A 14,907-nucleotide genomic window follows, 5' to 3' on the forward strand; every position below is an offset into this window, starting at 1 on the left:
GTGGCACGCGCCCTGAGTGTACCGGCCTGCTGGCGGATTGGCAGCTCCCGAACAGCCCTTTGAAAGGAAGACCCAACCACATGAGTGCCAATGAAAACCTGCGGGGTGCCGATGTTCACGTCGTGCTGGAGAAGCAACGTGCCGCGTGGCTGGCCAATGAGCCCTGGACAGCCGAACAGCGCTGCGAGCTGATCGATCGTGCCATCGGCCTGCTGGTGGATTATCAGGACGATATCGTCACGGCCCTGGCCGCTGACTTCGGTCATCGCAGTGCGGACTTCTCGCGCCTGTTCGACGTGCTCAGTCCGTTGGCGTCGATGAAGTACACCAAGAGCCAGGTCGCCACGTGGATGCGCGACGAACCCCGCCATACCGACCGCGGCGAAGCCTGGGTGCGCTACCAGCCGCTGGGCGTGGTGGGCATCCTCACTGCCTGGAACTTCCCCGGCAACCTGATTTTCAACGGCCTGGCCGGTGCCCTGGCGGCCGGTAACCGGGTGATGATCAAACTGTCGGAGTTCAACCCGAGCACCAGCGCGCTGATCGCCCGCATCTTCCCGACGGTGTTTGCCGAAGACGAAGTCGCCATCGTTACCGGCGGGGCCGAGGTTGGCCAGGCCTTCTGTGCGCTGCCGTTCGACCACCTGCTGTTCACCGGCGCCACCAGTATTGGCAAGCACGTCATGCGCGCCGCCGCCGAGAACCTGGTACCAGTGACCCTGGAACTGGGTGGCAAGTCGCCGACCATCATTTCGCGCTCTGCCGACCTGCCAGCGGCGGTGAGCAAGATCATCACCGGCAAGCTGCACAACGCCGGTCAGATCTGCCTGGCCCCGGACTACGTGTTCGTGCCCGAAGAGCACATGGCCGAATTCGTCAGCCTGGCCAAGGCGACGGTGGCCAAGTTGTACCCGACCCTCAAAGACAACCCCGACTACACCTCGGTGATCAACAGCCGTCACTTCGAGCGCCTGCAAGGCTACCTGACTGAAGCGCGCGACGCCGGTGTACACACCGTCGAGCTGAACCCGGCCAATGAAGACTTCACCGGCCAGCCCCACCACAAGATGGCCCCGACCTTGCTGCTCAACCCCGATGACAGCCTCAAGGTCATGCAGGACGAAATTTTCGGCCCGCTGCTGCCGGTCAAGCCCTACAGCGACATCCAGGCCGTGGTTGCCTACATCAACAGCCATCCGCGCCCGCTGGGCCTGTACTACTTCGGCAACCATGCCGAAGAGGAAGCCTTCGTGCTCAACCGCACCACCTCCGGCGGCGTGTGCGTGAACGATGTGCTGCGCCACGCCGGCGTCGAGACCCTGCCGTTCGGCGGTGTCGGTGCCAGCGGCATGGGCGCCTATCACGGCTTCGATGGTTTCCGCACCTTCAGCCACGCCCGGTCGGTGCTGCGCGCAGCCGATGGCCCCGACCTGATGCGCCCGCCCTACAGCGACCAGGTACGCCAGCTGGTGGGCTCGCTGATCAAGCGCTGAACCGCCACCACACCTGTCCGGCTCACTCAATAAAGAGAACAACAATATGAAAGCTGCCGTATTCCATACCCCAGGTTCCCCGTTGACCATCGAGGAAGTGGGCATCAGCAAGCCCGGCCCGCACGAAGTGCTGGTGCGCACCGTCGCTGTCGGGGTCTGCCATTCGGACCTGCACTTTGTCGACGGCCTGTACCCGCACCCGGCACCCGTGGTGCTGGGGCACGAAGCCTCCGGCATTGTCGAGCAGGTGGGCGAGCTGGTGCGCACAGTCAAGCCGGGCGACCACGTCGTCACCTGCCTGTCGGCCTATTGCGGCCATTGCGCACACTGCGTCACCGGCCACTTGTCGTTGTGCGTGTCGCCCGACACCAAGCGCGGCAAGGATGAAGAGCCCCGCCTGACCTACGTACAGAAGCCGATGACCCAGTTCATCAACCTGTCGGCCTACGCCGAGCAGATGCTGGTGCATGAGCACGCGCTGGTCGCCATCCGCCGCGACATGCCGCTGGACCGTGCGGCGCTGCTGGGCTGTGCGGTCACCACCGGCACCGGTGCGGTGTTCAACACGGCCAAGGTTCGCCCGGGCGAGACGGTGGCTGTGATCGGCTGCGGCGGTATCGGCCTTGCCACCATCAATGGTGCGGCACTGGCAGGCGCGGGGCGCATCATTGCCATCGACATGCAGGACTCGAAGCTGGAACTGGCCAAGCAGTTTGGCGCCACCGATGTGATCAATCCGAAAAACGGCGACCCGGTGCAGCAGGTACAAGAGCTGACCCGTGGCGGTGTACACCACTCGTTCGAGTGCATCGGCCTCAAACAGACGGCAGAACAGGCCTTCACCATGCTCGCCCGAGGCGGCTGCGCGACCATCATCGGCATGATCAAGCCGGGCCTGAAGCTGGACATCGACCCGCTGATGCTGCTGCACGAGCGCCGTATCCAGGGCTCGTTCATGGGCTCGAACCGTTTCCCGGTCGACCTGCCGCGCCTGACAGACTTCTACATGCAAGGCCGCCTGAAGCTCGACGAGATGATCTCCCAGCGCATCAAACTTGAGCAGATCAACGAAGCCTTCGACGAACTGCGTCGCGGCGAGCTGGCCCGCTCGGTCATCGTCTTCGATCAATAACAGCCTGAAACCGCCGCGGCGCCCCGGCCTGCGGCGGCCCCCCCTTGCCTGTACCGGGCGAAAAACCTTACCGAGGTATCAAATGGATATCCATTTCACTCGCGACGAACTCGCGTTTCGCGACGAGGTGCGCGCGTTTCTGGAGCGTAACCTGGCCAAAGACCTCGCCGAGCGGGTCCGCCACGGCAAAAGCGTGTCCAAGGCCGACAGCGTCGCCTGGATGCGCACCCTGAACAAACAGGGCTGGCTGGCAGCGAGTTGGCCGGTCGAGCACGGTGGCACCGGTTGGAGCACCGTGCAAAAGCACATTTTCGACGAAGAGTACGCACGTGCCGGTGCGCCGCGAATTATTCCGTTCGGCGTCAACATGGTCGGTCCGGTGATCATCAAGTTCGGTACGCCCGAGCAAAAGGCCCATTACCTGCCACGCATCCTCAACTGCGAAGACTGGTGGTGCCAGGGCTACTCCGAGCCCGGTGCCGGCTCCGACCTGGCCAGCCTGAAGACCCGTGCCGTGCGCGAAGGTGACGAGTACGTGGTCAGCGGCCAGAAAACCTGGACCTCCACCGCCCACCAGGCCGACTGGATGTTCTGTCTGGTGCGCACCGATGCCCAGGCCCAGGCCCAACGCGGTATTTCGTTCCTGTTGATCGACATGAAAACCCCGGGCATTACCGTGCGGCCGATCATCACCCTCGATGGTGGTCACCATGTCAACGAAGTGTTCCTGGATAACGTGCGGGTGCCGGTTGGCAATCTGGTGGGCCGCGAGCACGAAGGCTGGACCTGCGCCAAGTACCTGCTGACCCATGAACGCACCACCATCGCCGGGATCGGCAATGCCAAGGCCATGCTCCAGCGCCTCAAGCAGGCGGCGAGCCTCGAACTGCGCAACGGAGCGCCCTTGATCGACGACGCGTCGTTCCGCGCCCAGATCGCCGAAGTCGAGATGCAGTTGATGGCCGTGGACATGAGCAACCTGCGCATTCTGGCAGCAGCCCGCGATGGCGGTGTGCCGGGGGCGGAAAGCTCGATCCTGAAGATCAAGGGTACCGAAATCCGCCAGGCCATTACCTACCTGCAGTCGAAAGTGGTGGGTGCCTACGCGGTGCCGTTTCTTGAAAGCGAGCTCGGTTATGGGCATGCCGGGGATCAACTGCACAACGACTACAGCGCCACCGCCACCTGCCAGTACCTGGAAATGCGCAAGGCTTCGGTCTACGGCGGTTCCAATGAAATCCAGAAGAACATCATCGCCAAGATGATTCTCGAACTCTAAGGGGCAGGCCATGGACTTCAAATTGACTGAAGAGCAGCAGATGCTGCAAGACACCGCTGCACGCCTGGTACGCGAGACCTACGGCTTCGAGCAGCGCGAAGAACACCGCCAGAGCGCGCGGGGGTTCAGCTACGCCTTCTGGCAGCAATTGGGTGAACTGGGCCTGACCTCCGTGCCCTTTGATCCCGCCTACGGTGGCTTTGGCGGCAACGGCGTGGACGTGATGCTGGTCGCCCAGGAGCTGGGCCGCGGCCTGTGCCTGGAGCCGTTCCTGTATTCGGTGGTGTTCGGCGGTGGCCTGGTCGATCAACTGGGCAGCCAGGCCCAAAAGAGCGAGTTGCTGCCCCAGGTTGCCGCGGCCTCGCTGCAACTGGCCGTGGCCCTTGAAGAGCCGCAGAGCCACTATCAACTGCACGATGTTCAGACCCGCGCCGAAGCGGTGCCGGGCGGCTGGACCCTGGATGGACGCAAGGCTGTGGTGGTGGGGGGGCATAGCGCCAACCTGCTGCTGGTGTCGGCCCGCACCCGCGGCGAAAGCCGCGATAAAACCGGCATCAGCCTGTTCCTGGTCGATCCGAAAAGCCCGGGTGTGTCGCTGCGCGAGTACGCAACCCTGGATGGGCGCAAAGCCTGTGATGTGCTGCTTGAGCAGGTGTACGTCAGCGCCGGCGCCTTGCTCGGTGAGCCGGGCGCCGCGCTGCCGGCCCTGCGCTACCAGCAGGGGCGAACCATTGCCGCGCAGTGTGCCGAGGCGGTGGGCAGCATGAACGCCGCCTGCGACCTGACCTTGGACTACCTCAAGACACGCAAGCAGTTCGGCCAGCCGATCGGCAAGTTCCAGGTGTTGCAGCACCGCATGGTCGATATGCACATCGAACTCGACCAGGCGACCTCCATGGCCATTCTCGCCGCCTGCCTGGCCGATGCCCCCGACAGCGACGAGCGCAGCCGCGTCCTCGCCGCCGCCAAGTTCATTGTCTGCCGGGCGGCGCGCTACATCGCCGACCAGGGCATCCAGCTGCACGGGGGCATCGGCCTGACCTGGGAATATGTGCTGTCGCATCACGCCAAGCACCTGTTGATGATCGCCCGGCAACTGGGTGATGACGATCATCACCTGCAGGCCTACAGCGAACTGATGGCCGTCGTGTAATCCGCCCCCCATTACTGGAGTCAACCGATGAAAGTCCTCGTAGCGGTCAAGCGCGTGGTCGATTTCAACGTCAAGGTGCGCGTCAAGGCGGACCACAGTGGCGTTGACCTGGCCAACGTGAAAATGGCCATGAACCCTTTCTGCGAAATCGCCGTGGAAGAGGCCGTGCGTCTCAAAGAGCAGGGTATTGCCAGCGAAGTGGTCGTGGTCAGCGTCGGCCCGGCAACTGCCCAGGAGCAGCTGCGTACCGCCCTGGCCCTGGGTGCCGACCGTGCGGTGCTGGTCGAAACCGCCGATGAGCTCAGTGCCCTGGCCGTGGCCAAGCTGCTCAAGGCGGTGGCCGAAAGAGAGCAGCCGCAACTGCTGATCCTCGGCAAACAGGCCATCGACAGCGACAACAACCAGACCGGGCAAATGCTCGCGGCGCTGGGCGGCTACGCCCAGGGCACCTTCGCCTCCAAGGTCGGCGTCGAGGGCGGGCAACTGCTGGTCACCCGTGAAATCGACGGCGGCCTGCAGACCGTGGCGCTGAACCTGCCGGCGGTGGTGACCACCGACCTGCGCCTGAACGAGCCGCGCTATGCCTCGCTGCCCAACATCATGAAGGCCAAGAAAAAGCCGCTCGAGAGCACCACCGCCGAGGCGCTGGGTGTCAGCACCGCGTCCAGCATCACGGTGCTCAAGGTCGAGGCACCGGCCAGCCGCAGCGCTGGCATCAAGGTGAAGTCGGTGGCCGAACTGGTCGAGAAACTCAAGAACGAGGCGAAGGTGATCTGATGGCAATCCTGGTTATTGCGGAACACGAAGGCGGCGCACTCGCCTCGGCAACCCTGAACACCGTGGTCGCGGCCACGCACATCGGTGGCGACATTCACGTGTTGGTGGCAGGCCAGGGCGTAGGTGCTGTCGCCGAGGCGGCCGCAACCGTCGAGGGCGTGAGTAAAGTGCTGGTGGCCGACGATGCCGCCTACGCCCATCAACTGCCGGAAAACATCGCCCCGCTGATCACCACGCTGGTGATCGACCAGTCGGTGATCTACACCCACGTCCTGGCCCCGGCCACCGCCAACGGCAAGAACATCCTGCCACGGGTGGCGGCGGTGCTGGATGTCGACCAGCTCTCCGAGATCATCGCGGTGGAGTCGCCCGACACCTTCAAGCGGCCGATCTACGCCGGCAACGCCATCGCCACCGTGCAGTCGACTGCGGCGGTCAAGGTCATCACCGTCCGCACCACCGCCTTCACTCCCGCAAGCGCAGGCTTGCGCGGCGATACAGCGGCCGTCGAGCCCCTGACAAGCGCCCACAACCCCGGCATCTCCCGTTTCATCAGTGAACAACTGGCCAAGTCCGACCGCCCCGAACTCACCGCGGCCAAGATCGTCGTCTCCGGGGGGCGCGGCATGCAGAACGGCGACAACTTCAAGTACCTGTACAGCCTGGCCGACACCCTTGGCGCCGGTGTGGGGGCCTCGCGCGCGGCGGTGGACGCAGGCTTTGTGCCCAACGACATGCAGGTCGGCCAGACCGGCAAGATCGTCGCCCCGCAGCTGTACATCGCGGTGGGTATCTCCGGGGCAATCCAGCACTTGGCCGGGATGAAGGATTCCAAGGTCATCGTGGCCATCAACAAGGATGAGGAGGCGCCGATTTTCCAGGTCGCCGACTACGGCCTGGTGGCCGACCTGTTCGAGGCGGTGCCTGAACTGCAAGCGGCACTCTGATTCGCCAACGCGCCCTCTGCAGGCCCGCCCGGCGGGCCCTGCAGTCGGCCAGGAGAGCACCATGAACGACGCCGTTGCGATACCTGTCACAAGCGATGCAGAGGCCCTGGAAACCCGCGAGGTGTTTCGCAAGGTCATCCTGCGCTTGCTGCCGTACCTGTTCCTGGCCTACGGCCTGAACACCATCGACCGCCTCAACGTGTCGTTCGCCAAGCTGCGTATGGCCGAAGACATTGCTCTGACCGATGCCGCCTACGGCATCGGCGCGGGTATTTTCTACCTCGGCTACATCCTGTTTGAAGTGCCAAGCAACATGTACCTGCAACGCATTGGCGCCCGCGCCACGTTGACCCGGATCATGGTGCTGTGGGGGCTGGTGACGGTGGCCACGGCCTTCGTCACCACGGCCAACCAGTTGATCATTGCGCGGTTCTTCCTGGGCGTGGCCGAGGCCGGGTTCTTCCCCGGCGTGATCCTCTACCTCACCTACTGGTTTCCACCGGCCCTGCGTGCGCGCATCACCGCCGTGTTCCTGATGGCAGCGATGATCGCAGGGGTTGTCAGTGGCCCGCTGGCCGGCTGGATCATGACCCACCTGCATGGCTGGATGGGATTGCGCGACTGGCAGGTGCTGTTCGTGGTCGAAGGCATTCCGGCGATGCTGCTGGGGGTGTTCGGCTGGTTCTGGCTGGTCGACAAACCGGCTGATGCGCGCTGGCTCACTGCCCGGCAGAAGCAATTGCTGACCAACGCCCTGGCGCAGGGAAGGGGTGCCGACACAGCCAAGGCCACCCTCGGCGAAGTGTTGCGCAATCCACGGGTGTATATCGCCGGCCTGGTGTTCTTCTGCCTCTACAGCGGCTCGAACACGGTGTCGTACTGGATGCCGACCCTGATTCGCGGCTTTGGCGTCGACGATCTGAAAGTCATCGGCTCGCTGGCCAGCCTGCCCTACCTGATGGCATTGATCGGCATGTACCTGCTGGCGCGCAGCTCCGACAAGCGTTTGGAACGGCGCTGGCATGTGGCGGTGCCGGTACTGGTGAGCGCAGCGTGCTTCGCGATGTTGGGCCCGGCCCAGGGGCACCTGGCGTTTTCGGTGGCACTGATGACCGTGGGCGCAGCCTCGGCCCTGGCCTCATTGTCACTGTTCTGGACCATTCCCCCGGCGTTGCTCACGCCTTCGGCTGCCGCGGTGGGCATTGCCGTGATCAGCTGCATTGGCGGTATGGCCGGGGTCATCAGTCAGGTTGTGGTAGGCGCGATCAAGTCGGCGACGGGCAGCTTGTACCTGGCCTTCGACGTCATTGCCGCGGTACTGGTAGTGGGGGCCGTGCTGCTGTTGGTGGCCATTCCGGCCAGGCAGTTGCAGGAACGTTCCGGCCACTGAGTGCTGTGCGGGGTGGCTCAGTGCGCTGCCCCGCACAGCATCTTCAGGCGATCCAGCCCCTGGCGCGGGCGATGGCCAGGGTTTCGGTGCGACCCTTGGTATCGAGCTTGGCGTAGATTTTTTGCAGGTGCGATTTGACCGTGAACTCGGAGAGGAACACTTTTTCGGCGATATCGCGGTTCTTGAGGCCCACAGCCAGTAACTGAAGGATCTGGTATTCGCGTGCGGTCAAGACCTTCTGGGCGCCATTGTCGTCTTGTGCCGCTTCGCTTTCACCGGCTTCGGCCCCCAGGTACTGCAGCAACTCTTCGACAAAGTTGGGTTCGATACCCAGCTCCTTGCAGCGCGACCTGCCGGCGACGGCCCAGCGTTGCACCAGGTTGGCCAGGCGCTCGCCTTCTTCGATGAAGGTCCCGAGGAAGCCTTCATGGCTGGCCAGGCGCAAGGCATCGTTGAGCGCGTTGAAGGCCTCCTGGGTTTGCTGCTGGCTGTCCAGGGCCATGGCCAGCAGGATATGCAGCTTCAGTTCGCGGCGCACATGCTGCCAGTGCCGCGCTTGTTCAATGGCGGTACGCAAGGCCTGGGCCGCCTGTGCGCCTTCACCCTGGACGATGCGCAGGCGCTGGCGGGCGATGCTGGGGGTATCGACCTCGTTGGCAAAACGGATGAAGTCGGGGCGGTCCCAGTCGCCGTTCTGATCGGCGGCGTGCAGCGCCTGGCTGGCGACATCCAGGCGTTGCTCAAGAATCGCCACGCGCGCACGTTCGAGCCAGGCCGAGCACTGCAGGCGACGAGAGCCGACCTGCTGGCCGATCTGCTCCAGCTCCACCAGGCAACGCATCCAGGTGTTGCGGTCACCCTTGTTGTAGGCAATGCGCGCCGTGAGCACATGCGTGACGATCTGGTTCTCCGGCGAGATCACCTGCTTGGCAAAGTACAGACAGCGCGTCAGGGTTTTTTCGGCCTGGTCGAAGGCGGCGACTTCGTACATCAGCAGGCCGTAGAAAATATCCAGCGACAGCTTGGCTTCATGGGACTTGCGCTGACTGCTGCCCAGTGGCGCATCGACGGTGCCTTGCATGCGCACCAGGGCGTTGCTCAGACGCCCCTGGATCAGGTCCAGGATGCTTTCGTTGACGCTGAATGTGTGGCGCAGAAAACTGACGTTGATGTATGGATTGCGCTGCAGCGCTGCAGACAACAGGCTACGGGCTTCATCGTAGCGACCATTGGCAACCAGGTTTTGGGCCACCGAGCTTGCCAGGACCATATACAGATTGACCTCGTCGGCGGGCATCTGGCGAAGCAGTTCAAGCCCCAGGGTGCAACAGGCTTCGGCGTGATCGGTGGCCCCCAGTTGCAGGCAATGCAGCACTTGGGTCACGTAGGCATACTCGGGCCCCGAAACCTGCTCCAGGCGTTCGGCGACCAGCATGGCGTCTTTCATGCGCGTGGTGGTGGCCAGCAACCAGGCGTAAGACTTGCTCAGGTAGGGGTAGCCGTCGCGGGTTTCCTGGGCGATTCGGTCGAGCCAGCGCAGCAGCAGGCGAGTACGGCCGCTGTTGATGAGGGTATCCATGTGCTGATTCAGGCGCCTGGCCGCTTCGTCATGCAAGCCGGCGCTGAACAGGTGCTCGATGGCCGGGATGGGTTGCTCGTTGTCGAAGAACCACTGGGCGGCGGTTTCGTGCAAACCCTTGGCCATGTGCGGGTGCAAGCGCTCCAGGGCATGGCGCAGGAAGCTGGCGAACAAGTGGTGGTAGCGAAACCACTGCTGCTGGCTGTCGACCGGGACCAGGAACAGGTTGGTGCGATCCAGGTGCTCGAGCATCGCGCCACTGTCGCTGCGGCCGGTCACTGCCTGGCACAGCGGTACGCAGAATTGGTCGAGGATGCTGGTTTGCATCAGGAACAGGCGACATTCCTCGTTCTGGCGCATGAGGATGTCTTCGGTCAGGTATTCGGCCAGTTCCAGGTTCGAGCCCGAGAACGAGGCAATGAACGCGGCATGGTCTTCGCGATCCTTGAGCGACAGGCTGGCCAGGTACAGGCCGGCGATCCAGCCTTCGGTGCAGCGGTACAGCGTGGCCAGCTCATTGTCGCGCAGGGGGATCTGGCGTTTGTCGCGGATGAACGCCATGGACTCTTCAGGGGTGAAGCGCAAGTCGGCGGGCTTGATTTCCAGCAACTGGCCACGGGCACGAATGCGCCCCAGGCCAATGGCCGGGGAGGCGCGGGAGGCCATGGCCAGCACGCAGCCTGCGGGCAGTTGCTCAACCAATTGCTGGAGAAAGTCCAGGACTTCGGTGTTCTGGATCACCTCGACTTCATCGAGCAACAGGGTAAAGGACTGCGTGCAGGCGGCAATCTGCTCCAGCAGCTCGTCGACACCGGGAGTGGGGGAGGCCTCGATGCAGGTCGGCAGGCAACGGGCAAGCCCGGTGGCCAGTACGCGAAGAAAGCGTGGCAGGTCGTTGTCGGCTGGTTCCAGGTTGACCCACAGCACCTGCTTGCCTGCCGCCAGGCTCAGCTCGCGGTACTGCTGCATCAAGGTGGTCTTGCCAAACCCTGCGGCAGCGCGGATCAGGATCAGGCGGGTGGTGTCGGTGTTGGCCATCTGGTCGAGCAGCCGCAGGCGCGGCAAATGGCTGTCGGCGGATTTTGGGCTTGCGTACTTGGTAGAGGTGGTTTTGGGGATAGCAACCTCGTCCCGCTGAACTGGCATTGAAAACCTCCGCTCGTGCCGCCTGCCGCGCGAGGATATCGGCGCAGGCGATCAAATTATTATTCTGCTGGGGCCACATTCTGCCACGGGTGGCAGATAAGCGGTGGGGCACTGGACCATCGTCTGCACCCCAGGTCGAGCCCGATTATTGTTCGTCGGGGAGGGCGTTGGATACCGGCCCACCCGGTGAGGGTGGCTCTCGCCCACCCAGCCCCCATGCAACGATTGCTGCAACACGCTGAAACGGGTTTGTACCGTTTCGTTCTTGCAATCTTGTGATGGGCCAAGGGTTTTCGTATGGATGCACAGCGTACGCTCTATCGCGAGGATCACGAGCTGTTTCGCACTGCCGTGCGGCGTTTTCTGGAGCGTGATTACCTGCCGCACCAGAGCAGCGGCGCGCTGGACCGGCAACTGTGGTTGAAAGCAGGCCGGCAGGGTTTGCTGTGCGTGACCCTGCCAGCCCAGTACGGCGGTGGCGGCGACTTCGGCCATGCCGCGATCATCCGCGAAGAGTTCGCCCGTGCCGGTATCCAGGACCAGGCCTTGTCACTGCACTCGGACATTGTCGCGCCCTGCATCGCAGGCCTTGCGACCGACGAGCAGAAGCAGCGCTGGTTGCCGGGCATTTGCAGCGGTGAGCTGATCCTCGCCCTGGCAGTGGCCGATGCCGACAGCGCCAATGGCGAAGTGCAGACCCGCGCCCGTCGCGAACACGACCACTACCACATCAATGGCAGCGCTTGCGCCCTGGGCAATGGCGGCGACTTCGACTTGTTGCTGCTGGCCTGCCTGATCGACGGCGAAGACAGCGAGGCGGGCTTGAGCCTGATCATCGTCGAACGCGATCGCCCAGGCCTTGGCGCTGGTGGCACGGATATTGGTCTTGTCGACGTGCGTGTACCCAGTGCCAACCTGCTGGGGCAGACGGGCAGGGGCCAGACCTGCCTGGACCAAGCCCTACGGCAACGGCACTTGCTGACTGCGATTTTCGCGGCCTGCCAGCTGGAGCAACTGCTGGAGCCCGTACTCGGTCAGGCGCAGCGCAGCTGGGACCCGAGCGATGCGCGCCTGGCCCTTGCCAGCATCAAGACCAGGGCCTTGAGCCTTGGTCATGGCCTGGACTGATCTCTCCAATCTCTTTTTCCACCCGTCAGGACACATCACCATGAGCGAAAACGTACTTGTAGCCGGGGTCGGCATGATCCCCTTCAGCAAACCTGGCGCCAGCCCCAGCTACATCGACATGGGCGCCGAAGCCGTGCGCCTGGCGCTGGCCGATGCCGGCCTTGACTACAACCAGGTGCAAATGGCCTTTGCCGGCTACGTCTATGGCGATACCACCTGCGGCCAGGCCGTGCTGTACCGGGTAGGCCGGACAGCCATCCCGGTGTTCAACGTCAACAATGCCTGCGCCACCGGCTCCAGTGCCCTGTACCTGGCCCGGGCCGCGGTGCAGAGCGGCCAGGTCGAGTGTGCCCTGGCGGTCGGCTTCGAGCAGATGCGCCCGGGCCCTACCCGCTCCAACTTCGACGACCGTCCGCTGCCACGGGGCGACGTCCTGCCGATCCAGGACGAGCTGTGCAGTGATGCCGGCGACATCCCGCGCAACCTGATCACCTTCGGCGGCGCCGGACGCGAACACATGCGCAAATATGGCACGCAGATGAGCACCTTCGCTGCGATCCGCGCCAAGGCCAGCCGCCACGCGGCCAACAACCCCCTGGCGCTGTTCAAGAAAGTGGTCAGCACCGAAGAGGTGATGAACGACCAACTGATGTGGGAAGGGGTAATGACCCGCATGATGGCCTGCCCGCCCACCTGCGGTGCCGCGGCGGCGATCATCTGTTCCCCGGCGTTTGCCCGCAAGCACGGCCTGCGCCGTGACGTGGCGATCCTCGGTCAGTCGCTGGTGACCGACCCGGTGGAGTCCTTCGAGCCCAAGACCATGACCGGTTTTGTCGGTGCCTACATGGCCGAGCGCGCCGCCGGTGCGGTCTACGAGCAAGCCGGCGTAGGGCCGCAGGACATCCGCGTGGTCGAGCTGCACGACTGCTTCGCCCACAACGAACTGCTCACCTATGAAGCACTGGGCCTGTGCCCCCAGGGCGGTGCCGAGAAATTCATCCTCGACGGCGACAACACCTACGGCGGTCGCGTGGTCACCAACCCGTCCGGCGGCCTGCTGTGCAAGGGCCACCCACTGGGGGCCACCGGCCTGGCCCAGTGCTACGAACTGACCCACCAACTGCGCGGCACCGCCGGCGCCCGCCAGGTCGAAGGCTTGCAGCACGGCCTGCAACACAACCTCGGCCTGGGTGGCGCCTGCGTGGTCACCCTGTACGGCAAGCAGTAATTACCGACTCCTTCTCAACAAAAACAAGAGACAAGCTCCATGGAACAGACACTTGCAGGAAAAGTTGCCATCGTCACCGGTTCCGGCCGCGGTATCGGCCGCTGCGTGGCACTCAAATTCGCCAGCAAAGGCGCCAAGGTCATCATCAATGACCTGGATCAGGGCCCGGCCGAAGAAGTCATCGCCGAAATCCGCGCCCTGGGCAGCGATGCCGTGGCCTGCATCGGCAACGTCTCGGCCCCCGACTTTGGCGAGCGCATCGTGCAAACCGCATTGGAAGCCTTTGGCCGGATCGACATCATCGTCAACAACGCCGGTTTTACCTGGGACAATGTCATCCAGAAAATGGGCGACGAGCAGTGGGACGCGATCCTCGACTGCCACCTCAAGGCGCCGTTCCGCATCCTGCGCGCGGCCTACCCGTACTTTCGTGAAGCCAGCAAGGCCGAAGCCGAAGCGGGTCAGGAAGTGTTTCGCAAGGTGGTCAACATCTCCTCGGTGTCGGGTACCCAGGGTAACGCCGGCCAGGTCAACTACTCCTCGGCCAAGGCCGGCATCATGGGCATGACCAAGACCCTGGCCAAGGAGTGGGGGCGGATGAAGGTCAACGTCAACTGCGTGGCGTTCGGCTTTATCGAAACCCGCCTGACCCAGCCCACCACCGAAGAAAAGACCGTGCAGGTCGAAGGCCGCGACATCAAGGTCGGCGTTCACCCGGACCGCATCGCCGCCGCCAGCCGCGAGATTGCCCTGGGTCGTCCGGGCACCGCCGAAGAAGCCGCCGGCTCGGTGTACATGTTCTGCATTCCCGAGTCGGACTACGTTACCGGCCAGACCATCATCTGTGGTGGTGGTCGCGGCGGCTTCTGAGCCCTCGTGTCACCGCGCCGGGAGCGGACGCTCGTTCCCGGCGCATTCCATTGTGCGACCCGGCCAAAGAGAAGCAGTCCATGACGACTACCCCGCCAGCGCTCACCCGCACCTTGCTGCACACCCGTGAAATCATCTGTCGAGGCTACCAGCGCAGCGACGGCCTGTTCGACATCGAAGGGCGGCTGCAGGACCTGACCAACGCGCCCACCGACCTGCCGTTTCACTCGGTAGGCGAGGGCGGCACCATCCATGACATGCGCCTGGTCATGACCATTGATGCCGACATGGTCATCCAGCACATCGCGGCCACCACCGAAGTGGGGGCAAGCCCGTTCTGCGCTGAAATCAGCAGCGCCTATGCCGGCCTGCAGGGGCTGAAAATTGCCGCAGGCTTCAAACGCAAGATGAAAGAAGTCATCGGCGGTGCCAACGGCTGTACACACCTGACCGAACTGCTCGAACGCATGGCCACCACTGCGATGCAGACCCTGTTTTCCACCTACCGGGCCCAGGCCAGCCTGCGCACCGTCGATGGCCTGCAACGACCGATTGCCGTGCGCCCGTGGGTGATCGGCACCTGCCATGCCTACCGCGAAGACGGCGATGCCGTACGGCTGTTGTGGCCCCAGGGGCTGCCCAAGGCCTGACGCTTTTGTATTACCGGAGCCTTTTTATGCTGCCATTGCAATCCACCGCCTCCGGCCTGTTACCGGAGCATGTGGGTTGTCGCCATCACCTCCTTGCTGGCCTCTCGCGGGGCAAGCCTGCGCCTGCCTCGATGG

At 63.8% G+C, this 14,907-nt stretch carries 12 protein-coding genes; 11 read left to right on the forward strand and 1 reads right to left on the reverse strand.

The window, feature by feature from the left end; all coding sequences use genetic code 11:
* Positions 1-80 precede the first annotated feature (80 nt).
* From H621_RS0103935 to H621_RS0103965, 7 genes are all read left to right on the forward strand, one after another.
* The gene (locus H621_RS0103935) at positions 81-1,493 is read left to right on the forward strand and encodes a coniferyl aldehyde dehydrogenase (RefSeq protein WP_028942107.1); all 1,413 of its coding nucleotides are present in this window, start codon (positions 81-83) and stop codon (positions 1,491-1,493) included.
* A 46-nt stretch (positions 1,494-1,539) separates the two neighbouring features.
* Positions 1,540-2,625, forward strand: coding sequence for a Zn-dependent alcohol dehydrogenase (locus H621_RS0103940; protein WP_028942108.1), 1,086 nt, complete (start codon positions 1,540-1,542; stop codon positions 2,623-2,625).
* Positions 2,626-2,707: 82 nt separating this feature from the next.
* Positions 2,708-3,904, forward strand: coding sequence for an acyl-CoA dehydrogenase family protein (locus H621_RS0103945; RefSeq protein ID WP_028942109.1), 1,197 nt, complete (start codon positions 2,708-2,710; stop codon positions 3,902-3,904).
* Positions 3,905-3,914: 10 nt separating this feature from the next.
* Positions 3,915-5,057, forward strand: a complete 1,143-nt coding sequence (locus H621_RS0103950; protein WP_028942110.1) for an acyl-CoA dehydrogenase family protein — start codon at positions 3,915-3,917, stop codon at positions 5,055-5,057.
* Positions 5,058-5,084: 27 nt separating this feature from the next.
* Entirely contained in the window at positions 5,085-5,834 is a 750-nt protein-coding gene (locus tag H621_RS0103955; protein ID WP_028942111.1) for an electron transfer flavoprotein subunit beta/FixA family protein, read from the forward strand.
* Positions 5,834-6,781: an electron transfer flavoprotein subunit alpha/FixB family protein gene (locus tag H621_RS0103960; protein WP_028942112.1), complete on the forward strand. Its 948-nt coding sequence runs from the start codon at positions 5,834-5,836 to the stop codon at positions 6,779-6,781. The genes H621_RS0103955 and H621_RS0103960 overlap by 1 nt, the downstream gene beginning before the upstream one ends.
* 61 nt (positions 6,782-6,842) lie before the next feature.
* Positions 6,843-8,171, forward strand: a complete 1,329-nt coding sequence (locus H621_RS0103965) for an MFS transporter (RefSeq protein WP_028942113.1) — start codon at positions 6,843-6,845, stop codon at positions 8,169-8,171.
* Positions 8,172-8,214: 43 nt separating this feature from the next.
* Here H621_RS0103965 and H621_RS0103970 read toward each other — a convergent pair whose 3' ends face one another.
* Complete coding sequence (locus H621_RS0103970) at positions 8,215-10,896, reverse strand: winged helix-turn-helix domain-containing protein (RefSeq protein ID WP_028942114.1); 2,682 nt, start codon at positions 10,894-10,896, stop codon at positions 8,215-8,217.
* A 297-nt stretch (positions 10,897-11,193) separates the two neighbouring features.
* Between H621_RS0103970 and H621_RS26920 the strand changes: the two genes are divergently transcribed.
* From H621_RS26920 to H621_RS0103990, 4 genes are all read left to right on the forward strand, one after another.
* On the forward strand, positions 11,194-12,024 hold the full coding sequence (locus H621_RS26920; RefSeq protein ID WP_036989443.1) for an acyl-CoA dehydrogenase family protein: 831 nt from the start codon (positions 11,194-11,196) through the stop codon (positions 12,022-12,024).
* 40 nt (positions 12,025-12,064) lie between these two features.
* Positions 12,065-13,252 carry a lipid-transfer protein gene (locus tag H621_RS0103980; protein ID WP_028942115.1) on the forward strand — a complete coding sequence of 396 codons (1,188 nt, stop codon included), beginning with the start codon at positions 12,065-12,067 and terminating at the stop codon, positions 13,250-13,252.
* Between the two features lie 39 nt (positions 13,253-13,291).
* Positions 13,292-14,122 carry an SDR family NAD(P)-dependent oxidoreductase gene (locus H621_RS0103985; RefSeq protein ID WP_028942116.1) on the forward strand — a complete coding sequence of 277 codons (831 nt, stop codon included), beginning with the start codon at positions 13,292-13,294 and terminating at the stop codon, positions 14,120-14,122.
* Between the two features lie 80 nt (positions 14,123-14,202).
* Entirely contained in the window at positions 14,203-14,772 is a 570-nt protein-coding gene (locus H621_RS0103990) for a DUF2889 domain-containing protein (protein WP_028942117.1), read from the forward strand.
* The last annotated feature ends 135 nt before the right edge of the window (positions 14,773-14,907 follow it).

Source organism: Pseudomonas vranovensis DSM 16006 (assembly GCF_000425805.1).
Taxonomy (GTDB): domain Bacteria; phylum Pseudomonadota; class Gammaproteobacteria; order Pseudomonadales; family Pseudomonadaceae; genus Aquipseudomonas; species Aquipseudomonas vranovensis.

Excerpts from the sequence above, each read along its gene's own strand:
- H621_RS0103935 (WP_028942107.1), top strand. The coding sequence starts at position 81 with ATGAGTGCCAATGAAAACCTGCGGGGTGCCGATGTTCACGTCGTGCTG.
- H621_RS0103940 (WP_028942108.1), top strand. The coding sequence starts at position 1,540 with ATGAAAGCTGCCGTATTCCATACCCCAGGTTCCCCGTTGACCATCGAG.
- H621_RS0103945 (WP_028942109.1), top strand. The coding sequence starts at position 2,708 with ATGGATATCCATTTCACTCGCGACGAACTCGCGTTTCGCGACGAGGTG.
- H621_RS0103950 (WP_028942110.1), top strand. The coding sequence starts at position 3,915 with ATGGACTTCAAATTGACTGAAGAGCAGCAGATGCTGCAAGACACCGCT.
- H621_RS0103955 (WP_028942111.1), top strand. The coding sequence starts at position 5,085 with ATGAAAGTCCTCGTAGCGGTCAAGCGCGTGGTCGATTTCAACGTCAAG.
- H621_RS0103960 (WP_028942112.1), top strand. The coding sequence starts at position 5,834 with ATGGCAATCCTGGTTATTGCGGAACACGAAGGCGGCGCACTCGCCTCG.
- H621_RS0103965 (WP_028942113.1), top strand. The coding sequence starts at position 6,843 with ATGAACGACGCCGTTGCGATACCTGTCACAAGCGATGCAGAGGCCCTG.
- H621_RS0103970 (WP_028942114.1), bottom strand. The coding sequence starts at position 10,896 with ATGCCAGTTCAGCGGGACGAGGTTGCTATCCCCAAAACCACCTCTACC.
- H621_RS26920 (WP_036989443.1), top strand. The coding sequence starts at position 11,194 with ATGGATGCACAGCGTACGCTCTATCGCGAGGATCACGAGCTGTTTCGC.
- H621_RS0103980 (WP_028942115.1), top strand. The coding sequence starts at position 12,065 with ATGAGCGAAAACGTACTTGTAGCCGGGGTCGGCATGATCCCCTTCAGC.
- H621_RS0103985 (WP_028942116.1), top strand. The coding sequence starts at position 13,292 with ATGGAACAGACACTTGCAGGAAAAGTTGCCATCGTCACCGGTTCCGGC.
- H621_RS0103990 (WP_028942117.1), top strand. The coding sequence starts at position 14,203 with ATGACGACTACCCCGCCAGCGCTCACCCGCACCTTGCTGCACACCCGT.